This window comes from Allotabrizicola aquatica (SeqCode) (assembly GCF_965194375.1).
GTDB classification, from domain to species: Bacteria; Pseudomonadota; Alphaproteobacteria; order Rhodobacterales; family Rhodobacteraceae; genus Tabrizicola_A; species Tabrizicola_A aquatica.
In genome coordinates this window covers 200,590-222,213 of sequence record NZ_CBDAEL010000001.1, presented here as the reverse complement: position 1 = coordinate 222,213, position 21,624 = coordinate 200,590, and the positions used below count along the sequence as shown (strand labels likewise).

The 21,624-nt window shown below is 61.5% G+C and carries 18 protein-coding genes and 1 tRNA gene; 7 read left to right on the top strand and 12 right to left on the bottom strand.

Going from position 1 to position 21,624, the window contains the following annotated elements:
• Positions 1-21: 21 nt before the first annotated feature.
• The 3 genes from recF to gyrB all read left to right on the top strand — a co-directional run bounded on the left by recF (position 22) and on the right by gyrB (position 4,268).
• Positions 22-1,119, top strand: a complete 1,098-nt coding sequence (gene recF, locus AC72UB_RS01035) for a DNA replication/repair protein RecF (RefSeq protein WP_505188130.1) — start codon at positions 22-24, stop codon at positions 1,117-1,119.
• Positions 1,116-1,736 (top strand): LysE family translocator, encoded by a 621-nt coding sequence (locus tag AC72UB_RS01030; RefSeq protein ID WP_505188129.1) that lies wholly within the window; start codon positions 1,116-1,118, stop codon positions 1,734-1,736. The genes recF and AC72UB_RS01030 overlap by 4 nt, the downstream gene beginning before the upstream one ends.
• Positions 1,737-1,817: 81 nt before the next feature.
• Complete coding sequence (gyrB, locus tag AC72UB_RS01025; protein WP_505188128.1) at positions 1,818-4,268, top strand: DNA topoisomerase (ATP-hydrolyzing) subunit B; 2,451 nt, start codon at positions 1,818-1,820, stop codon at positions 4,266-4,268.
• Here gyrB and AC72UB_RS01020 read toward each other — a convergent pair.
• From AC72UB_RS01020 to AC72UB_RS01005, 4 genes are all read right to left on the bottom strand, one after another.
• Positions 4,265-4,876 carry a dimethylsulfonioproprionate lyase family protein gene (locus tag AC72UB_RS01020; RefSeq protein WP_505188127.1) on the bottom strand — a complete coding sequence of 204 codons (612 nt, stop codon included), beginning with the start codon at positions 4,874-4,876 and terminating at the stop codon, positions 4,265-4,267. The genes gyrB and AC72UB_RS01020 overlap by 4 nt on opposite strands.
• A tRNA-Arg gene (locus AC72UB_RS01015) sits at positions 4,847-4,922 on the bottom strand. The genes AC72UB_RS01020 and AC72UB_RS01015 overlap by 30 nt, the downstream gene beginning before the upstream one ends.
• Positions 4,923-5,333: 411 nt before the next feature.
• Positions 5,334-6,478 (bottom strand): IS3 family transposase gene (locus AC72UB_RS01010; RefSeq protein WP_505188394.1). Its coding sequence is split into 2 segments (ribosomal slippage): positions 5,334-6,226 and positions 6,226-6,478, totalling 1,146 coding nucleotides; the frame shifts between segments, so codons are not numbered across the junction.
• A gap of 265 nt (positions 6,479-6,743) precedes the next feature.
• Positions 6,744-7,145, bottom strand: coding sequence for a hypothetical protein (locus tag AC72UB_RS01005; protein ID WP_505188126.1), 402 nt, complete (start codon positions 7,143-7,145; stop codon positions 6,744-6,746).
• Here AC72UB_RS01005 and AC72UB_RS01000 point away from each other — a divergent pair.
• Positions 7,137-8,087 carry an RsmB/NOP family class I SAM-dependent RNA methyltransferase gene (locus AC72UB_RS01000; protein ID WP_505188125.1) on the top strand — a complete coding sequence of 317 codons (951 nt, stop codon included), beginning with the start codon at positions 7,137-7,139 and terminating at the stop codon, positions 8,085-8,087. The two genes, AC72UB_RS01005 and AC72UB_RS01000, sit on opposite strands and share 9 nt — an antisense overlap.
• A 100-nt stretch (positions 8,088-8,187) precedes the next feature.
• On the opposite strand, the gene AC72UB_RS00995 is transcribed toward AC72UB_RS01000, so the two are convergent.
• From AC72UB_RS00995 to AC72UB_RS00960, 8 genes are all read right to left on the bottom strand, one after another.
• Entirely contained in the window at positions 8,188-9,453 is a 1,266-nt protein-coding gene (locus AC72UB_RS00995) for an amidohydrolase family protein (protein ID WP_505188124.1), read from the bottom strand.
• Positions 9,453-10,400, bottom strand: a complete 948-nt coding sequence (locus tag AC72UB_RS00990) for an ABC transporter permease (protein ID WP_463288596.1) — start codon at positions 10,398-10,400, stop codon at positions 9,453-9,455. The genes AC72UB_RS00995 and AC72UB_RS00990 overlap by 1 nt, the downstream gene beginning before the upstream one ends.
• Positions 10,397-11,440: an ABC transporter permease gene (locus AC72UB_RS00985; RefSeq protein ID WP_505188393.1), complete on the bottom strand. Its 1,044-nt coding sequence runs from the start codon at positions 11,438-11,440 to the stop codon at positions 10,397-10,399. The genes AC72UB_RS00990 and AC72UB_RS00985 overlap by 4 nt, the downstream gene beginning before the upstream one ends.
• A complete protein-coding gene (locus tag AC72UB_RS00980) occupies positions 11,430-12,980 on the bottom strand; it encodes an ABC transporter ATP-binding protein (protein ID WP_505188123.1) in 1,551 nt (516 codons plus the stop codon). Before AC72UB_RS00980 ends, AC72UB_RS00985 begins: the two co-directional genes overlap by 11 nt.
• Positions 12,977-13,993: a BMP family protein gene (locus tag AC72UB_RS00975; protein WP_505188122.1), complete on the bottom strand. Its 1,017-nt coding sequence runs from the start codon at positions 13,991-13,993 to the stop codon at positions 12,977-12,979. Before AC72UB_RS00975 ends, AC72UB_RS00980 begins: the two co-directional genes overlap by 4 nt.
• A gap of 159 nt (positions 13,994-14,152) precedes the next feature.
• Positions 14,153-15,583 carry an amidase gene (locus tag AC72UB_RS00970; RefSeq protein WP_505188121.1) on the bottom strand — a complete coding sequence of 477 codons (1,431 nt, stop codon included), beginning with the start codon at positions 15,581-15,583 and terminating at the stop codon, positions 14,153-14,155.
• Between the two features lie 978 nt (positions 15,584-16,561).
• Entirely contained in the window at positions 16,562-17,449 is an 888-nt protein-coding gene (locus AC72UB_RS00965; RefSeq protein ID WP_505188120.1) for an alanyl-tRNA editing protein, read from the bottom strand.
• Positions 17,450-18,058, bottom strand: coding sequence for a helix-turn-helix transcriptional regulator (locus tag AC72UB_RS00960; protein ID WP_505188119.1), 609 nt, complete (start codon positions 18,056-18,058; stop codon positions 17,450-17,452).
• Positions 18,059-18,128: 70 nt separating this feature from the next.
• On the opposite strand from AC72UB_RS00960, the gene AC72UB_RS00955 reads away from it, so the two are divergent.
• From AC72UB_RS00955 to AC72UB_RS00945, 3 genes are read left to right on the top strand one after another with little or no spacing between them, the layout of a single operon-like run.
• Entirely contained in the window at positions 18,129-19,262 is a 1,134-nt protein-coding gene (locus tag AC72UB_RS00955) for a M20 metallopeptidase family protein (protein WP_505188118.1), read from the top strand.
• A gap of 7 nt (positions 19,263-19,269) precedes the next feature.
• The gene (locus AC72UB_RS00950) at positions 19,270-20,211 is read left to right on the top strand and encodes an ornithine cyclodeaminase family protein (RefSeq protein ID WP_505188117.1); all 942 of its coding nucleotides are present in this window, start codon (positions 19,270-19,272) and stop codon (positions 20,209-20,211) included.
• On the top strand, positions 20,208-21,152 hold the full coding sequence (locus AC72UB_RS00945; RefSeq protein WP_505188116.1) for a threonine ammonia-lyase: 945 nt from the start codon (positions 20,208-20,210) through the stop codon (positions 21,150-21,152). Before AC72UB_RS00950 ends, AC72UB_RS00945 begins: the two co-directional genes overlap by 4 nt.
• The last annotated feature ends 472 nt before the right edge of the window (positions 21,153-21,624 follow it).

Below are 21,624 nucleotides of genomic sequence, written 5' to 3'. Positions count from 1 at the left end.
CCAAGATGAAAGGGGTTTGCGTTGAGTGGGCTTGCCATATCATCGCTGACCCTATCGCATTTCCGCAGCCATAAGGCGGCGCGGCTGGTGTTTGATGGTCGGCCTGTGGCTTTGGTAGGGCCGAACGGCGCGGGCAAAACCAACATTCTGGAAGCGGTGTCTCTGTTGTCGCCCGGTCGTGGCTTGCGGCGCGCGGCGGCGGAGGATCTGGCGCGGCGGCCCGAGGCGGTTGGCTGGAAGATCAGCGCCCGTGTCGCGGGAATTGCGGCGCATCATGACATTGAGACGGGGGCCGAACCCGGCGAGCCGCGCAGTCTGCGGATTGACGGCAAGCCTGCGCCGCAGACGAGTTTGGGGCGGATCCTGCGGATCTTGTGGCTGGTGCCCGCGATGGACCGGCTGTGGATCGAAGCGGCCGAGGGGCGCAGGCGGTTCCTTGACCGGATTGCCCTGTCTTTCATGCCCGATCATGCCGACGTGACGTTGGCCTATGAAAAGGCGATGCGCGACCGCAATCGGTTGCTGAAGGATCAGGTGAGCGATGCGCGCTGGTATGGCGCGCTCGAGGCACAGATGGTGGAGGCGGGCACCGCCCTTGTGGCCAATCGGCAAGCGGCGCTGGCCCGACTGGCCGAGGCCCAAGACGGGGGATCGGCCTTTCCCCGGGCAGAGCTTTCGCTGACCGGGCCGGATGGAGAGCCGGATCTGCCGATTGAGGATCTGGCGCTGGCCTTGGCTGAGGGGCGGCGGCGCGACATGGCCGCAGGCCGCACGCTGCAAGGGCCGCACCGCAGCGATCTGCGCGCCATCTACGCCTCCAAGGGGGCCGAGGCGGGGCAGTGTTCAACTGGCGAGCAGAAAGCGCTGCTCATCAGCCTGATCTTGGCCAACGCCCGGGCCTTGGCGGCAGATCTGGGCCGCGCCCCGGTGATCTTGTTGGACGAGGTGGCAGCGCATCTGGACATTTCCCGGCGCGCCGCGCTTTATGACGAGATCTGCGCCTTGGGGGCGCAGGCGATCATGACCGGCACCGAGGCCGCGCTGTTTGAGGCGATGGGCGATCGGGGGTCTGTGGTGACGGTCAGTGATGACCATGGAATGTCTAGGATTGCAGAATGACGATCTCGTGGGTGGAACTGGGCCTTTATGCCCTTGGCATGGCGGGGCTTTGGGCGGTTCCCGGCCCGGTCTGGGTGGCCTTGCTGGCTCGCGCCTTGTCGGGGGGCATGGCGGCGGCCTGGCCTTTGGCCGTGGGCGTGGCCTTGGGGGATCTGATCTGGCCCTTACTGGCGATCTTAGGCCTTTCTTGGGTGGAGAGCGCTTACGGCGACATCCTGTCGTTGCTGCGCTGGGCGGCGGCGGTGATTTTCCTTGCGATGGGCGTGATGCTCATCCGCAAATCGGGCAGTCTGGGCGGGGCCGACAGTCGGCTGACCAAGCCCGGCATCTGGGCCGGGTTTTCCGTGGGCTTGGCCGCGGTCATTGGCAACCCGAAGGCCATCTTGTTCTACATGGGTGCGCTGCCCGGGTTCTTCACCCTTGGCACGCTGACGGCGGTGGACACAGCGCTGATCATCTCAGTCTCCGCACTGATCCCGATGGCCGGCAATCTGGTGCTGGCGCTCTTTCTCGACCGCGCCCGGCAACTGTTGCAAAGCCCCGAAGCCGTGCGGCGGCTGAACGTATTTTCCGGCGTTTTGCTGATTGGCGTGGCTTTGGTTATTCCCTTCCTTTGACCACCAAATCTTGTGTCCAAGACGTGACATTGCCCCCCTGAACCGCTATAAGTCGCGGACAATTCAAGGGATGCAGACCACATGGCCGAAGAGCCCAAAAAGCCGGAAAGCTACGGCGCCGATTCGATTAAAGTTCTCAAGGGGTTAGAAGCAGTTCGTAAGCGCCCCGGCATGTATATTGGTGACACCGACGATGGGTCGGGCCTGCATCACATGGTCTATGAGGTTGTCGACAACGGCATTGACGAGGCGCTGGCTGGCCATGCCACTGCCGTGACCGTGAAAATCCACGCCGACAGCAGCGTCTCGGTGCGCGACAACGGTCGTGGGATCCCCGTGGACATGCACAAGGAAGAGGGCGTTTCAGCGGCCGAGGTCATCATGACCCAGCTGCACGCGGGCGGCAAATTCAACAACACCGATGACAGCGGCAATGCCTATAAAGTGTCGGGCGGTTTGCATGGCGTGGGCGTGTCGGTGGTGAACGCGCTGTCGGAGTGGCTGGAGCTGCGGGTTTGGCGCAATGACATCGAATACCGTGCCCGGTTCGAACATGGCGACTGCGTGGCGCATGTGCATGAGGTGGGCCCAGCCCCCGGCATGCGCGGCACTGAGGTGCGCTTTCTGGCAAGCGCCAAGACCAATATCCCCGATGGCACGTTCTCCAACCTGGATTACAGCTTCAAGACGCTGGAACACCGGCTGCGCGAACTGGCCTTCCTGAACTCGGGTGTGCGGATCCTCATCGAGGATGAGCGCCCGGCGGAACCGCTCCACACCGAGCTGTTCTACGAAGGCGGCGTGCGCGAATTCGTGAAATACATTGACCGGTCGAAATCGTCGATCATGGCCGAACCGATCTACATGATCGGCGAGCGTGCGGGCATCACCGTGGAAGTCGCGATGTGGTGGAACGACAGCTACAACGAGATGGTCCTGCCCTTTACCAACAACATCCCGCAGCGCGATGGCGGCACACATTTGGCCGGGTTCCGTGGTGCGCTGACACGCACGATCAACGCCTATGCCCAGACAAGCGGCATCGCGAAGAAGGAAAAGATCGACTTTACCGGCGATGATGCGCGCGAAGGGCTGACCTGCGTCTTGTCGGTCAAAGTGCCGGATCCGAAGTTTTCCAGCCAGACCAAGGATAAGCTGGTCTCGTCCGAAGTGCGCCCGGCGGTGGAAAATCTGGTGAACGAAAAGCTGGCGGAATGGTTTGAGGAAAACCCTGCCAACGCCAAGGTCATCGTCGGCAAGATCATTGAGGCCGCGATGGCCCGCGAGGCCGCCCGCAAGGCGCGCGAATTGACGCGCCGCAAGACGGCACTGGATGTGGCGTCCCTGCCCGGCAAGCTGGCCGATTGTCAGGAGCGCGATCCGTCGAAGTCCGAGATCTTCCTTGTCGAGGGTGACTCGGCGGGCGGGTCGGCCAAGCAAGGCCGCTCGCGCAGCAATCAGGCGGTTTTGCCCCTGCGCGGCAAAATCCTGAACGTGGAACGCGCGCGTTTTGACCGGATGTTGGGCAGTCAGGAAATCGGCACGCTGATCACGGCCCTTGGCACCGGGATTGGCCGCGATGAGTTCAACATCGGCAAGCTGCGCTACCACAAGGTCGTCATCATGACCGACGCCGACGTGGACGGTGCGCATATCCGGACGCTGTTGCTGACCTTCTTCTTCCGCCAAATGCCCGAGTTGATTGAGGGTGGCTATCTCTATATCGCCCAGCCTCCGCTCTATAAGGTCGCGCGCGGCAAGTCCGAGGTTTACCTGAAAGATCAAGCCGCGCTTGAGGATTATCTGGTCGAGATGGGCATTGAGGGCGCGGTTCTGCGTCTGCAGACCGGCGAGGAGATTGCCGGGGCTGACCTTGCCCGTATCGTCGAAGCGGCCCGCGCGTTCCGCAAGGCGCTGGACAGCTTCCCCACCCATTATCCGCGCCCGATCTTGGAGCAAGCCGCCTTGGCAGGAGCCTTTGATGCAGGCCGTGCTGACGCCGATCTACAGGCGGTGGCCGATGCTGTGGCTGCGCGGCTTAATCTGGTGGCGGTGGAATATGAAAAAGGCTGGAACGGCCGCATCACGCAAGATCATGGCATCCGCCTCAGCCGCATTCTGCGCGGGGTTGAGGAGTTGCGCACGCTGGACGGCGCGGTCCTGCGCTCGGGCGAGGCGCGGCGGTTGGCCAATCTGGCCAGCCAACATCGTGACGTCTACGCCACCCCGGGCCGTCTGGTTCGCAAGGACCGCGAGCAGATGGTTTATGGCCCGATTGACCTGTTGAAATCGATTCTGGCCGAGGGCGAAAAGGGTCTGACCCTGCAACGCTACAAGGGTCTGGGCGAAATGAACCCCGAACAGCTGTGGGAAACCACGCTCGACCCCGAAGCGCGGACCCTCTTGCAGGTGAAGATCGACGATCTGGCCGATGCCGACGACATCTTCTCCAAGCTGATGGGGGATGTGGTCGAACCACGGCGTGAGTTCATTCAGGCCAACGCGCTGAGCGTGGAGAATCTGGACGCCTAAAGCGGCAGAAACCACAGCGCCAAAAACGGCGCAGGACCCGCCCGCATCGCATGCAAGATGCCGGGCGGGTTATAAATGAACCCGCCATGGCCCGGATCAGTCCATGGCATTTCGGCATTCCACCACTCGCCAGCCGACAGGGGCAGATAGACCTCGGCCGGCGCGTGGTCGTGGTCGGGATAAAGCACACCGGGCGCCATGACGGTGACGCCTACCCACAAATCGTTGCGCTCTTCCAACCCGCCTGGACCCAAGATCACTGCGTTCGCATGACCATCCCAAAATGCGAGGTTCGCCGGGTCTGCAGTCTTGCGCCGCCCCCATGACAACTGCCCTTCAATCCGGGCAAAGCTGCGTGCCAAAGGGCCATCTTGGGTTGCCAGCGCCGGTACGATCCAGTCGCAGACCGGAAGCCGCACCGGTTGCGCATGGCTTGGTCGCGGGTCTTTCCACCGCGCTACAACCTGCTGCACCACGTCTGCCCCCGGGCCTGTCACCCGTTTCAAGCCGGTTTCAGCGGCATTCAGAAACTCTTGCACGGCGGAAGCACGCACCATCTTGGCCTCGCGGTTCTTGGGTGGCGACCCCGGCAGGACTTGAACCTGCAACCTTCCCCTTAGGAGGGGGACGCTCTATCCGTTGAGCTACGGGGCCATTTTTTATACATTTTGTCAATGACTTACGGATCGAGACCTTGCGCGCGCTCTAGATCTTCAACGTCCCGCCACTGATTTAGCTAACTGATACAGTGAGTGTCACCAACTTCAAATACCCAACTTGTCGTAAAGCGAATAGAGCTGTTGAATCATGGCGTGATCACAAGACGCAACCCTCATGCGACGTCCAAGCTGTGATGCATACGGTCAAACTCAAGGTTTACGATGCCGCATACCTAGGTGCATCTTCGTTCTAAAGGAACCTTTAAGGTACCAAGCATTTGCACCCCATCGGCACCAACCCGCGCGCACAGCACTTCCTCTTGCAGTGAATTGAGTGTGTGGATCGCTCGCGAGAGAGAGTGCAAACTGAGCTACTCCCCAACTCTTGGACAGCTTTCCGGGTTGTTTAAGCTACTGCCTGCACCTGCTGATCGGTTTCAATGCGGTTAAAGTAGACCACGGCGGGCGGTTGGCCGCCATGGGCAGTGTGAGGGCGTTGGTGGTTGTAGAAGGTGATCCAGCGCCCGATGCCGACCCGTGCCTGCGATCCGGTTTCCCAGGCGTGCAGATAGACGCATTCATACTTCAGGGACCGCCACAGGCGCTCGATGAAGATGTTGTCGATGCAGCGCCCTTTGCCGTCCATAGAGATCCGGGTGCCAACCCGTTTCAGCCTGTCAGTCCAGACGAAGGACGTGAACTGGCTGCCCTGATCCGTGTTCATGATCTCGGGCGGGCCGAACTTATGGATCGCCTCGTTCAAAGCCTCCACGCAGAAGTCGGCTTCCAGCGTGTTGGATATCCGCCAGGCCAGCACCTTGCGGGTATACCAGTCCATGATGGCGACCAGATAGAGGAAGCCACGGCGCATCGGGATGTAGGTGATGTCAGCACACCAGACCTGATTGGGCCGCTCCACCCGTAGCCCGCCCAGCAGATAGGGGTAGGTCTTGTGGCCCTTCGCTGGTCGGCTGGTATCAGGCTTCTGGTAGATCGGCATCAAGCGCATAAGCCGCATCAGTCGACGAATGCGCTTGGAGTTCACGACATGCCCATCGTTCCGCAAGTGCCATGTCATCTGCTGGACCCCATAAAACGGCGTCTCGAGGAACTGCTTGTCGATCTTCACCATGAGGTCGAGGTTCATGGCCGTCTCGCCCATCAGTTCGTAGTAAAACGACGACCGCGAGATCGACAGCAGGCGGCACTGCGCCCCGGCCGACAGACTTGGGTGGTTCTTGTCAATCATCCCGCGCCTCACTTGCCGATCCAAGGCTTGAGCTTTCGTGACAAAAAATCGTTGGCCACAGCCAGCTCCCCGATCTTTGCATGCAGCGACCGCACCGTGTCCTCGTCGATCTCGGGCGCTCTCTTGCCGCCCCGCTCGAAGATCTCCGCCGCGCCGTCCAACAGAGCCTTTTTCCACTGATGGATCATCGTCGGATGCACACCATATTCGGCTGCCAGCTCCGACACTGTGCGCTCGCCTTTCAGCGCCTCTAACGCAACACGCGCCTTGAACGCCGCGTCATGGTTCCTGCGTTTCTTAATGTTCTGATCTCCTCGTTCTTGGAGACCAGCAGACGTCAGATCGTAGCTTCCGTCACTGTCCGATTTTCGGGGAGTAGCTCAATCACCTCAATCTAAGTTCGCCCGTCCTCGCTTCTTGATCGACTCAGCAAAGGTTCGTCTGCCAACACCCCTAAATGCCCGTTTTCAAAATCTGATCTTCCCGGTAAACCGCCAACCGTGCCACAAGGCATCTGGGAGCTGGGCGTCGGTGCGAACAGAGCCCAGCAACCCGTTCGCGCCTGTCCTATCGCTCAAGCAAATTGACCATCTGATCGTGATCCCCACTGCTCGCCTGCAAACCACGCTTGATCTGCTGTGTGACGTCGAGGGCGCAGGGCGCCCTGTCGATGCGGTCACATCTGCCTTCTTTCGGAGCCGGCGCGACATCGACGACCGGGATCGTGGGATCGTGCTTGAGCTGCTCTATGCGCTTCTTCGCCATCGCGCCCGACTTGGCTGGTGGCTGGCGCGCCAGGGATACAGTGACCTTCCACGAACCCGGCTGCTGGCCTGGCTTATCCTTGCGGAAGGCAAGGCTCCTGATCAGGTCAAAGGCCTTTTCGATGGCACCAAATTCGCGCCCTCCGCCCTGTCGGACGACGAATACGCGGTGCTGGTCAAGCTCCGGGGCTGCACGATGATGCATCCCGACATGCCCGTTGAGGTGCGCGTTGAATGTCCGGACTGGGCGCTCCCGGCCCTTCAGCGGCGCTTTGGAGAGGGGTTCTTGGCGGAAATGGCGGCGACCCTGACGCCGCCGCCTCTGGACCTGCGGGTCAATCCCGTCACATCGACGCGGCAGACTGTGTTGAAAGACCTGAGAGCCCTTGGCCTCGAGGCCGAGGCCACAGGTCTTGCGCCTCATGGCATCCGGGTGAAAGAACGCCTCTCCCTTGCTAGGCTGAAGGGGCTAAAGACCAGCGAGATCGAAATTCAGGATGAGGGTTCCCAGCTTGTCGCGCTGCTGGTCGGAGCCCGACCCGGAGAGCAGGTGGTTGATTTCTGCGCCGGGGCCGGGGGCAAGACGCTGGCCATCGCCAGCGACATGAACAACAAGGGCCATGTCGTTGCCTGCGATGTCAACGAAGCCCGCCTAAAGCGCTGCGCCGAACGCCTTCGCCGTGCAGGCCTGCACAATGGAGAGACCCGGCTTTTGGCCAGCGAAACCGATCGCTGGGTCAAGCGCCACAAGGGCCGTTTTGACCGCGTCCTGGTCGATGCGCCCTGTAGCGGCACAGGCACATGGCGGCGCAACCCCGATGCCCGCTGGCGCGCACCGGATTTGGGGTTGGACAACCTTCTGGCCTTGCAAGGCCGGATCCTGACCAGTGCGGCCCGTCTGGTCAAACCGGGGGGTCGGCTTGTCTATGCCACCTGCTCAATGCTGCCTGAGGAAAACGAAGCGCAGGTGGCTGCATTCCTCGCCGCACATCCCACCTTTCATGTCGTGCCACTGAGTGAGGCGGCACCTCATCTCACGGCTGCGGCCGACAGCGATTACCTGTCGTTGACGCCCGCGCGCCATGGCACCGATGGCTTCTTCGCGGCCGTCCTGCAGCGCAAGGCTGCGGTTGCCGAAGGCTCCTAGCCAACGTTTAGGCGAGTTGCAGTTCAAGTGCCTAACGCCCCGGCGCAGACGAACTGCGCCCTAATCTCTTCAGGGAGTTACAGGTGGCTGCAGCGCTCCATCACAGCCTGCGCCGGACAGACTGAGGCCGGGAAGCCAGATCAAGGCGGCAGTCGTTGCGGTGGCGTTCGGCCACAACACGTCCCTTCGACACCACCGCCAGCCGGTCAGGGCGCAGCCGCAGCGCCTCGATCGGATTCGAGGCGTCCAGCACCACGAGACTGGCCTGATCGCCGACCTTCAGCCCATAGTGCTGCAATCCCATGATCGCGGCATTGCATTCGGTAACCATGGTAAAGCAACGGGCCATCTCGGCGGGGTGGGTCATCTGCGCGACATGCAGGCCCATGAAGGCCACGTCTAGCATGTCGGCGGTGCCCAGCGAATACCAGGGGTCCAGCACGCAGTCCTGCCCCCAGCCAACGGTGATGCCCATCGCCTGCATCTCTTTCACCCGCGTCAAACCGCGCCGCTTGGGATAGCTGTCGTGGCGGCCTTGCAGTGTGATGTTGATCAAGGGGTTCGGAATGGCCGTCATCCCGGATTCCGCAATCAGCGGCAGCAATTTCGAGACATAGTAATTGTCCATCGAATGCATGCTGGTCAGATGACTGCCCGCCGCACGACCGCCCAGACCATGTCGTGTCACCTCGCGCGCCATGGTTTCAACGTGGCGCGACATGGGATCATCGGTTTCGTCACAATGGACGTCCCACATCAACCCCCGCTCGGCAGCCATCCGGGCAAGATCGCGCAAGGAGTCAGCGCCCTCCTCCATCGTGCGTTCGAAATGCGGGATGCCGCCGACCACGTCCACGCCCATATCCAAGGCCCGGACCACGTTCTGCCGTCCGGTTGGGGTGCGGTAGAGGCCGTCCTGCGGAAAGGCCACCAATTGCAGGTCGAGATAAGGGGCAACGCGGCGCTTCACTTCCAGCATCGCTTCGACCCCGCGCAAGTGGTCGGGGGTCGTATCAACATGGGTGCGGATCGCGAGAAGCCCCATGCTGACCGCCCAGTCGCAATAGCGCAGAGCGCGCTCAACCATCTCATCCACTGTCGCCGTCTCACGCAATTCGCCCCAAAGGCCGATGCCTTCCAAGAGCGTGCCCGAGGCGTTGATCCGAGGCAGACCATAGGACAGCACCGCGTCCATGTGAAAATGCGGATCGATAAACGGGGGTGAGACCAGATCGCCGGTCGCGTCGATCACCTTTACCGCAGGACCATCCAGCCGCCCTACGGCCGAAATCCGGTCGCCTTTGATCCCGATATCGGAAATGGTCCCATCGGGCAGCGTGCCACCCTTGATCAGAAGATCGAACATCAGCGTTCCCCTTTGTTGTAGGGCGTCATCAAGGCGGCGGGCACTTCGGCACGGCGCGACATCAGGATAAGCGCCAGAATAGACAGCACATAGGGTGCCATCAGAAAGACCTGATAGGGCAGATCTGCCCCAAGCGGCGTCTGTTGCAGCCGGATTTGCAGCGCGTCAAAGGCGGCGAAGAGGATCGCCCCCAGCACGGCCTTTCCGGGCATCCACGCGCCAAAAACCACAAGCGCGACGCAGATCCAGCCCCGGCCATTGACCATCTCAAAGAAGAAGGAGGAAAAGGCCGACAAGGTCAGGAACGCCCCGCCCATTGCCATCAGGCCAGAGCCAAAGATCACCGCGCCCATCCGCAGTCCGGTGACCGACAAACCTTGTGCCTCAACCGCCGACGGGTTCTCTCCCGCGGCGCGAACGGCAAGACCCAAGGGGGTGCGGAACAGCACGAGGGCGACAAGAACCGCACTGCCAAAGGCAAACCACGTGAAGGCCGTCTGGGTGAAAAACACTTCGCCCAAGAAGGGCAGATCAGACAGGATCGGCAGGTCCAGTGGCTGAAAGGGTTCGATTTTCGGCGGGCTGGTCACTTCGGGCAGGGCCAAACGGTAGGCAAAGGAGCTTGTCGACGTGGCCAGCAAGGTCACGCCAAGGCCGACCACATGCTGAGACAGGCCAAATGGCACCGTCAGCGTGGCGTGAAGCAGCCCGAACATCATCCCCGCCGCCATTGCCACCCCGACACCGCCCCACAGGGGCATGCCTTGGTAAACGGCCAGCCATCCGGTGAAGGCGCCGATGACCATGATCCCCTCGATCCCAAGGTTCAGCACGCCTGCGCGTTCGCAGATCAACTCACCCATGGTTGCCAGCACCAAGGGCGCGGCGATGCGGATCACGGCTGCCCAGAAACTGGCAGACAGCAGGATTTCAAGAATATCGCTCATCCTCGCACCACCCGCATCTTGGTCAGAAGGATCGCCAGGACCATGAACAACAGCGCCGAAGCCAGCAGCATATCGGCGATATAGGTCGGCACCCCGGCGGCACGGCTCATCGCATCGGACCCTACGAAGATACCGGCCACAAAGATCGCCGTCCCTATCACCGCAAGCGGGTTCAACAGCGCCAGCATGGCGACGATGATCCCAGTATAGCCAAAGCCCGGCGACAGGTCTTGGCTGAGGTGGCCCTTGAGACCCGCAACTTCAGACCAACCGGCAAGGGCCGCAAGACCGCCCGACAAGAGCGCGGTCTGGATCAGCACGCGGTTGACCGGCACCCCGGCAAACCGTGCCGCGCCAAAGTTTGACCCCACTGCCCGCATCTCAAAACCGAAACTGGTGCGCCGTTCGATAACGCAGACCACCACGGCGGCAATCATGGCCAGCACAAAGCCCCAATGGAGCCGCAGACCTTCTGCAATGCGGGGCAGACGCGCCTCTTTCAGCAAGGCCTCAGATTTGGGCCAGCCCATGCCCATGGGGTCTTTCATCGGGCCTTCAAGAAGATAGCTGACGAACAAGAGCATGATGAAATTGAACAACAGCGTCGTTACGACCTCGTCCACGCCTAGCCGGGTTTTCAGCAAGGCCGGGCCAAGGAGCACAAGCGCCCCCGCCAGCATCGCAAACACCGCCGTCACCGGCAGCACAAAGGGCGACGGCACGGCCCCGGTGCCCAAGAGCACCGCCACGATGGCGCCAGCATAAAGCTGCGCCTCGGCACCGATGTTCCACAGCTTGGCCTTGAAAGCCACAGCCACCGCCAGACCGGTGAAGATCAGCGGCGTTGCCCGGTTCAGGGTTTCCAGAAGCGCAAACTTCGACCCGACCGCCCCGGTGACGATCTGACCCAGAACCGCAAAAGGATTGGCCCCGGCCAACAGCGCCAGCAGGCTGGCAACGACGACCGTCGCCGCCAGCGCGGCAGCGGGCAGGCCCAACCGGCGTGCAAGTGTCGGGTTCGGGATCGGCTCAAGCCGCATGGTCACCTGCCCTAAACCCTTGCCCCGCCATCCACAGTCCCAACTCAGCCGCCGTCTTGGAGCCACGGGCAAAACCCGGTGACAAGCGGCCTTCGCTGATGACGTGGATGACATCGGAAAGGCTCTGTATTTCGTCCAAATCCTCAGAAATCAGTAAAACCGCCGCACCCGCATCGCGCGCAGCGATCAGGCGCGACTGGACATAGGCAATCGCCCCCACGTCCAGACCCCGGACTGGTTGATTGGCAAGGATAATCTTAGGACCCGGCTCGAGCACCCGGCCAAGGATCAGCTTTTGCATATTGCCACCCGACAAAAGCCGGATGCGTTGCAACACCCCCTGACAGCGCACGTCGTATTTGGCGATGACATCCTTGGCAAAGCCTTGCGCCGCAGGCCAGTTCATCCAGCCATGCCGGCTAAAGGGGGGGCGGGAATAGGCTTCTAGCACCGCATTTTCGGTTAGGTTGAAATCGGAAATCGTGCCGGTCTTGTGCCGATCTTCCGGGATGCGGGCGATCTGGTGGTTCACCGCCTGACGCGGCGACCAAGCAGCGGGTTCAGCCCCGTCAATCTCGATCCGGCCCTGATCGGGACGCAAAAGGCCTGAAATCAGATCAGCCAGCGCCGCCTGCCCGTTGCCCGACACTCCGGCCAAACCGACAATCTGACCCGCGCAGAGGTCCAGCGACAGATCAGACAGGCCAGTGGCGGTCCCCTTGGCCCGCGTCGTCACCTTAGAAATCCGCATCAGAACCGGGCCAGCGGCTCGGGTTTCTGCTTTTGGCAAGGCAACCGCGCTGCCGACCATCAGGGCTGCCAAAGCAGCTCGGTCCGTCGCGTGGGTCTCGACCTGCCCGACCACCTTTCCATGACGCAGCACGACGCAGCGGTCGGCAATCGCCATGACCTCATGCAGCTTGTGACTGATGAAGATGATCGACAGGCCCAAGGCGATCGCCTTGCGCAGCGTGTCAAACAGCGCATCTGTTTCCTGCGGGGTCAGAACGGCGGTTGGCTCATCAAGGATCAGAATGCGGGCCTCACGATAGAGCGCCTTGAGGATTTCGATCCGCTGCCGTTCACCCACCGAAAGGCTGCCCACCCGCGCATCGGGGTCGACGGCAAGCCCAAACTCGGACGAAAGCGCGGCGATCCGTGCCCGCGCCACAGCGCGACCCTTGCCGCGTGACCACAGGCTTTCCGTGCCCAAGGTTATATTGTCCAGCACCGACAAATTATCCGCCAGCGTGAAATGCTGGTGCACCATGCCAACCCCTGCCGCCAATGCGGCGCGAGGATTGCCGGGCGGCAGGGTCTGGCCGAACACTTCGACGCGACCTTCATCAGCCTGATAATGACCAAATAGGATGTTCATCAGCGTGGTCTTACCCGCGCCGTTTTCGCCCAAAAGGGCAACGACTTCGCCACGCTTTAGATCAAGGGTGACGCCCGAATTGGCAACAAGCGCGCCAAAGCGCTTGGTGATGTTGTCGAGGCGGAGGACAGTGTCCCCCGCCCCCAGATTGGCTTGGCTCACGACGACTTCGGCTCGTTGTCGTCAATGGCGACGGTAAAGCTGCCGTCCTTAATCGCGGCTTCTTTGGCGGTAACTATAGCCATCACATCGGCCGGAACCTTGCCTTCAAAAGTGCCGAGCGGCGCCAGAGAGCAACCGCCCACCTTCATGAAGGAATACTCGCCATAGTTCGCGGCCTTAAAGGCCCCGCCGTTGATCGCCTCAATCGCAGCGTTCAGCGTCGGTTCAAAGTGCCAAAGTGCCGAGGCAACCACCGTGTCGGGGTAATCAGCTTGTGTGTCGATCACGTTGCCGATGGCCAGAACGCCCTTTTCCTTAGCCGCATCCGACACGCCAAAGCGCTCTGCGTAAAGCAGGTCAGCACCAGCCTCGATCATGGCAAAGGCAGTTTCCTTAGCCTTGGGTGGATCGAACCACGACCCGATGAACGACACTTGGAACTTGGCATCAGGCCGGGTTTCGCGGACGCCCGCCATAAAGGCGTTCATCAGGCGGTTCACTTCGGGAATCGGGAAGCCACCGACCATACCGATGCTGCCAGTCTTGGTCATCGCCCCAGCGATGATGCCGGACAGATACGAGGCGTCCTGAATGTAGTTGTCGAACACCGCAAGGTTCGGGTTCGCGGCCTCGTCCGGCATGAAGGACGACCCCAGAAGGAAGGCCACGCCCGGATATTCGGCACACACTTCGCGGGCCTCTTGCTCGGCGCCAAAGATTTCGCCGACGATGAGCTGCATGCCCTGTTCGCAATACTCGCGCATGACGCGGGCATAGTCGGTGTTGGCCACGTTTTCGGTGTAGACATAGTCAACGGCCCCTGCCGCCTTGGCGGCTTCAGCGGCCTGATGGATGCGGCTGACCCATTGCTGCTCGACCGGAACCGTATAGATGCCCGCCATCTTGATCGGTCCGGCGGCATTGGCGCGCAGCGGCAAAAGCCCGCCAAGCGTCAGCGCGGCGCTCACTGTCAGCAGGCTCCGGCGGCTTAGCTTCATTACTTCAGTTGTCATTTCTTGCTCCCCAGGGTGTCCAGAATCTTGCCGAAAGCTAGATCAAGAAAAGGATTCCTAAAAGAGTTAACTTTCTCGCTGACACTCGATTGGATGTTAGCATCAAAGTGGTCGCTTACTTGCGCCCGCGTCCTCTTCCCAGCCGATTTCTCTGGTTGGTCACTCAGGCAACCCAGCCCATCCGATCGCGTCCTCCAGCGCTTTGGACAGGCGCAGGACAAGCGCATCCGCGCCGGGCCGACCGGTTATCTGTACAGCCACCGGTAAGCCAGACGCAGTCAGGGAAACCGGCAAAACCGCCGAGGGCTGCCCGGCAAGATTGGCCGGCGTCGCGAAGGGGGCAAAGCGATAGCCCCGTTCAACCCACGTCTGGAGCTCTGACCCGCAGGCTGCAAAGGTCAGAGTGTTCAGCGGGGCAGGATCCTCGCCCAATGCGGGCGTCAGTACCAAATCGATCTCACTCATCGAACGTCCAATCGCCTGCGCCACCGTGGTCATGTTCAGGCGGGCTTCCATCAGATCAAGGGCGGAAAGCCGCCTTGCCTGCTCGATATAGGCCCAAGTCATCGGCTCCAGTTCGTGGCGTTCGGGTTGGCGCCCAAGCTCGCGCGCGCGTTCCTCCACCAGATGAAGGACTTCGACGATCCAGAGCGAGTCAAACCACGCGCCAAACTGCGCTTCAACCGGGAACTCATAGGGCACCACGACATGCCCCATCGCGTCTAGGAGGTGGGCCACCTTCTTGGCCGCCGCAACTTGCGCGGCACCAGCGGACTGCCGGTAAGCATTCTTCGTCGCCAATCCGATACGCAAAGGACCAGTCGCTGTGTCCAATCCCTTCAGAAAGCCACCCGTTGGTGCCAGACGTCCGTTCCGCGTCCCACAGTCCGGACCTGCGGTCAGATCGAGTGCCGCAGCACTGTCGCGCACGGACCGGGTCAGGACGTGATCGGAATCCAGACCTCCAGCGATTTCGTCCCACCACGGCCCTAACGGATTTAACCCGACCGAGGGTTTAAATCCGAACACCCCGCAGCAGGCGGCAGGGATGCGGATCGATCCGCCCAGATCGGTGCCGTGCGCCAAGGGGACCATGCCGCTGGCGACGGCAGCACCCGCACCGCCGCTGGAGCCACCGACCGTTACCCCGACGTTCCACGGATTTCGGCATGTCCCGTAGAACAACGGCTCGGTCGTGAAATCGCCCGCGAACTCTGGTGTGTTTGTCGTACCCAGAACGACAAGCCCACCCTCGCGCCAACGGCGAACCATCGTGCTGTCACCTCTTGGCTGCGCACTCGCAAAGAAGCGCGAGGCGAAGCGGGTGGGCAGCACGGACGAATACAGGTTCACATCCTTAAGCAGGAACGGCACGCCCCAAAGCGGCGGTAGCTGTTCGGGTCGGTCGCGGTCCATCTCGTCCGCCTCAGCCCGCGCGGCATCAAACCGCTCAGCCACAACCGCATTAAGCGTTGGGTTTTGCCTTTCAATGGACGCAATCGCAGACTCCGTCGCCTCACGCACGGAGAGGTCTCGTCTGGCGATCCGAGCGGCCAAGTCCAGTGCATCGGTTTGGAGGAGTGTGCTCATCGGGTGTTCTGCCATTGGAAAAGGGGTGCCATGCGACATCCAGGGACGTCATTATAGCTTGCCCAATCCACTTTGCTTGAAGAACCATCACATCTCAAGGGCGCGCTTGGGTAACGGCATCTGACCTTTTGCAGACCTGTGAGCTTGTTCGTCAATGACATGGTTGCCACGGGGACAGAGGCAGCTTTTGCCCGCCTGTATCCGGTCATATTTGCCGGACCCTGCAGAATAGTGCGTGCTCCAGCGGAGTTATTCGAAATTGTACGTGATGGCGGAGGGAATGAGTTACCAACCGCAGGGGCGGGTTCTTCCAATCGAACAGAGTGGCCTTTGTTAGCCTTTTCTAAACCACGTTACATAGCCGTTCCTGTGGAAGGCAGGGCCGTTTCAGCCCCCGCGGGGGTGGGTCGGGGTCCAAGTTCCGAGGTCATTCGGTCCGAGGGGACCCGTAGTTGGATAACTAGGCACCAACAATCGCTTGCGGATGAGCTAACGCTCATGCAGCGCGGATGGATTCCGCCACCTACCGTCAGCTTTCTGGCTCTTGTTTATGGCGAACTTCCGCTTCGGTCATCGTCAAGCGACAAGTGAACGCGGCAGCGGACGTGGCAATTGTTCTGAAAGCCAAATGACGAAGCCCCCGGTGCGGGAGGCATATGCAATTGATATTTTTGTTACATTTTTTTGGTTGCGGGGGCACGATGCGTTGAAGAACCTACAATTCAGGTTGCTGCGTAGCGCGCTAACGCACACTCCACAGCGCAAACCGGCCGGTCAGGTTAATGCCGCGACGCCGACAATCTCAAGAGCACAGAGCGAGTCTTTCGGCCCATAGCGGACTTAGGACTGCCTATGTTGTCGCAGAACAATTGCGCCTTTGCGAACATTGGTTGCCGGCAAGGGGCTGACCTCAGACAAGACCTATGTCCGCGAGTTCGCCTTCGGGCAGTTCAGCCCTGTGGCCATCCAGCATCTCACTCAGTCTCTGCGGCTGGCCGTGGAAATACTGCATGTGCGCATGACGAAGCCGTCCTCGGTCGGATCCATAGAAACCATGATCTCAGTCAATTCCGTGAGGTCCGTCAGGTGGGTGCCGCCGCAAGGCATGGCGATATCAGCCCCGTTGAGGCGGGTTGACCAAAGGCGGCGATCGGCAAGGGGACCCTCTGGTGGGGAGATGTGGATAGGGGCCGGGGTTCCCAACAGTCCCTGCAGCGCCTCGTTCATTTCAGTGGCGCGCGCGGGCAGGTCTGCAAGGAAACCCGCCGCATCAAACCCTTTTTTCCGCAGCGATTTTCCAAGCCGGTAGTGATCGATCGAGGCCTCTTCGCTGATCAGGGAGCACGTCACCGCCGCCTTGTCGAGGTTCGGGGCGCCAAGGCTATCGGGGTCTTGCGGGTCTTTGCCCCAAAAGCCTGCCGCGACCTTGTTCAACACCAGCGCCGCGAGGTGGACCCCAGTGTGTTGCAGCGACAAGGCGGCGCGAAAGGTTGCGTCGACCTCCAGAGTCACGGCCTTGGTCGTAGGGGCAGCGTCGGTCACATGCAGCACGACTGAGGTCAGTTCGGGGTCTGATCGCTTCAAAGCGCGCGCCGCGTCGCCAACCGACAGAACCCCGGTTCGCTGGTTCAAAAGCCCCTCGCGGCAGTCCAGAACCCTTGAGCGATTGGTGCCGCAGATCAGCCAGCCGCGATCGCCGGGTTGATCTGGCCAAGACAGGCTGACCGGGTGGAAGGGGCTGCGATTTGTCACCACAAGCCACTCGCCTGCGACCTCGGCAGTTAGAACCACCAACGCGGCCTCATGCAGGCTGCCGCCTGCGAAAGTTACCACCGTTCCTTCGATGCCCTCGGTCTGCAGATCCATCTAGCCCTCCTCGCCTTTGGCGGCGCGCAAGTAGTTGTAAACGCTGGCCCGGCTCATCTGCAACACGCGCGAGACATAGGCCGCCGCGTGCTTTCCGCCAAAGGCACCGTCCGCAGCAAGCTCGCCCACCAACTGTAGCTTTTGCGCCCGGCTGAGGTCGGTGATCACGACACCGTTCCGCGCGGTCCAAGCATGGACATACTGGTTGATACGCTCGTGCCAATCCTCTTGGAAAAGCACGGCAGGCCGCCCAACCCCCGGGGGCACGCGGGTCAGGGCTGTCAGCAATTCGATTGCAGATTGCAGATGTGTCACGTCAAGGTTGATGCAGATCACCCCCACCGCCCGCCCGTCCTCGCGCAGCACCGCGCTGACCGATTTGAGTCGACGGCCATCGAAGTTCACCTTTTCATAGGGGCCTATCAGCGCGACTTCGGGACGAAAGTCGATCTCGTGCAACAATGAAGGCTCGCCCACCTCGCGGTGCGAAAAGGGGTTGGCGATATGCGCCACCGTTTCAGTTGCGAGGTCGTGCAACACGACTTCGGCTTGCGGCTGCAAGAGAAGAGCTATGGCGTCGCAAAGGGGGTAATAGGCGGACAGGGGCATGGCATCTCATCGGGCTTGTTCGGGTTATACCGATCTGTATAACTTGGACAAGAAAATCCATGGAGGCACTATGCTGTCGTCACAAGACCTAAATCGGCTGGTCGAGATGCGTCACCACCTGCACCGCCATCCGGAACTGTCCTGCGCCGAAGAGCAGACTGCCGCCTTTATGGCTGGGCGGCTGACCGAAATCGGTCTGCCCGTCGTCACGGGGATTGGCGGACACGGACTGGTGGCCACGGTCGGAAAAAATGGGCCGGCGGTGGGGCTGAGGGCAGATATGGACGCCTTGGCGATCACAGAGTTGACCGGCCTACCTTATGCTTCGCAGAACCTCGGCGTCATGCATGCCTGTGGCCATGATGGCCATATGGCGATCCTCATGGGTGCGGCGATGATCCTGCAGCGGCAAGATTTTTCTGGCCGAGTCCATCTGGTCTTCCAACACGCCGAAGAGAGATACGGCGGCGCCCGGATGATGCTGGACGACGGATTGCTAAACCGCTTTCCAATGGAGAGGATCTTTGGGCTTCACAACTGGCCAGGCCTCGCGGCTGGGGCGGTGGCGGTGCATGACGGGCCGGTCATGGCGGGCACGGCAGAGTTTTCTTTGCGGTTTCAGGCCGCAGGCGGCCATGCTTCGATGCCGCATCTGACCGGCGATCCGCTCTTGGCAGGCGGGCAGTTCATGGTTGGCATTCAGCAGGCCGTTGCACGCTCGGTCGATCCGATGGAGGCGGCTGTGATAACGGTCGGCAGCTTTCAGGGGGGCCATGCCCAAAACATCATCCCGCAAGAGGCTGTGCTAACCGGGACGCTTCGCGCGTTTCGCACCCAGACGCTGGGGCACTTGCGCGCCCGCGTGGCGGCAGTGGCCGAGGCATCAGCCCAGATGGCGGGCTGTGGATGGACGCTTGAGTTTGACCCACACCCCTGCAGCCCGGTTATAAACACCACCCCCGAACGGGACATCCTGCGCCGGGCGGCGGGGACGGCCTTGATCGCTCCGCCGGTTCCGGTCATGGCAGGGGATGATTTCGGCGAGCTCCTGAGCGTGCTGCCCGGTGCCTATGCCTTCCTCGGCAATGGCGAGTTGGCATCGGAAGCAGGCCTGCACCAGCCGAAGTATGACTTCAACGACGACACCATTGCGCCCGGCGCTGAGCTTCTGGCGCGGGCGGCACTTCTGGCGCTTGCAAACTGAGGTTTCGATGATCCAACTCTCTCGCCCTCAGATCGAGGCTTTGGTTTCGGTCGACGAAGCCGCCGCCGAGGCCGTGCGCGACGCCTACCGCGCAATCAGCGATGGCCGCGCCAACCTGCCGCCGGTCGGCTACCTGGGCTTTCCCGCGGCCCATGGCGATTGCCACATCAAATTCGGCCATATCGCCGGAGATACGGTCTTTGCCGTCAAGATCGCCTCAGGGTTTTATGATAATCCTGCCAAGGGATTGCCCTCCAGCACAGGGGTTGTCCTTGTGTTTTCGGCCCTGACCGGGCAGATGGAGGCGCTATTGGCAGATGAGGGTTATCTGACCGACCTTCGCACTGGGCTTGGCGGCGCGGTGGCAAGCTTGGCGTTGTGTCGCCCCAACTCACAGCGGTTTGTGATTGTCGGCAGCGGAACGCAGGCATACTGGCTGGCGCGGTCGCTACGGCACCTGATGCCCGAGGCTGAGATCGCGATCTGGGGCCGCGACGCAGGCCGCGCTTCGGCCTTGGTCGCAAGATTGCAGGGTGCGACCGTCGCCCCCGACTTGGAACGGGCCTGCCGCAGTGCGGACGTGATCCTGACAGCTACGCCTGCTGCTGAGCCGCTGATCCAAGCTGACTGGATCCGCCCGGGCTGCCACATCACAGCCATCGGTGCCGACAGCCCTGGCAAGCAAGAGCTGGAAACCGCACTTGTCGCCCGAGCCGACATTCGCGTCGCGGACAATCTGGCACAATCGCTGGACCACGGTGAGTTCGCCCATGCAAGGTCCGCAGGGCTGATCGGCCCTGGTGATTGCATGGAGCTTGGGGCTGTGCTGGCGGGCACATCTGTCCGCCGCGCGCCCGACGATATCACCATCGCCGACCTCACCGGCGTCGCCACGCAAGACATTGCCATGGCGCGCCTCGTCCTCTCCCGTGCCAAGGCTGCCCAATGACCGACCTGATCCTCGCCTCTGCCGCCCGCTCTGTTCAGGCACGCCGCCGCATTGCTGGCCACATCTATCAGACACCCCTTTTGCCTGCTCGCGCCCCGGGCCTGTGGTTCAAGGCCGAGAACTTTCAGCTGACCGGCTCTTTCAAGATCAGGGGCGCGGCCTCGGTGATGACAGCCCTGCCGCCGGGCAGCGCACTGGTCACTGCTTCCTCTGGCAACCACGGCATCGGTGCTGCGCGGGCTGCGCAGTCGCTAGGTGCCAAGCTGACCGTTGTGCTGCCCGAGAGCGTCGTGCCGGAAAAGCTGGCAAAGATCCGCTCTTATGGCGTTGAGGTCGTGCTTCACGGTGCGGAAACCGGTTTGGCCGAGCAATATGCTCAGCGCCTCGCGCAAGAGACCGGCGCCCGCTATGTCTCGCCCTACAACGATGCCGATGTGATCGCTGGTCAGGGCACAATCGGGCTGGAATTGCTGGACGGGCCGCCGATCGACAATCTCTTCATCGCCATGGGTGGCGGTGGGCTGATCAGTGGCATTGGCGCGGTCATGAAGGCGTTTTCTCCCAAGACCCGGATCATCGGCGCGGCTGCCGAAGCCTCCCAAGCACTGGCGCTGTCGATGAAGGCGGGCCATGTGGTGGACTGCGACCACCTTGACACTCTGGCTGACGCTGTTGCGGGCGGGATCGATGAGGACACCCTGACGCTGCCGCTGGCACAGGCGGTGGTTGACGAAGTTGTGACCTGTTCGGAGTCTGAGATCCTCGCCGCTCTGCGGGCCCTGGCGCAGGATGAAACGCTCTTGGTCGAGGGCGCCGCGGCGCTTGCGATGGCGGCCTTCCACAAAGTCAAAGCTAAGGGGCAAACCAATGTGGTGCTCCTTTGTGGCGGAAATTTCGACGGGCCGAAGCTGCGCACTTTGGTGTTGGGCGAACGGAATTGAGGCCCGTGCGAGGGCGATCCAAGACGACGGACCCCTGACCCAGATTGCCGGGGGGCTTGGCAGCATGGGCCGCACCATCGCTAAGCGCCTTTCGCGCGGCTACTGCATCGCCGTCGCCGAAAGTTCCTCGGCCGTATTGGATGCGCTCGCGGGCGACAGAGGTGGCTAGGTCAATCTGATCGCTTGCGTCCACTTGTGCATTTTGCTGTCTTTTGTTTAGCTTGCGAAGCGCGTCCGCTTGCCGCCCTTTTCGACTTCGACGGCGGTCCCGGCCCATAGCGGCCTTTTCCCTTGTCTTGAATGCGCGTTCGAAATCCTTCTTTTCTGCTCATCCTGAAAAACGACAAAGGTTGAAAGCTAGGCCCATCTCTCCACCATTGACCCGATGATCCGTTGCTTTCAGGGAAACGTCCTTAAACAAGGCAGCGTGGCCCGATTGTGCACTTCGATGGCTCAGACCCAGCCCGCTCCG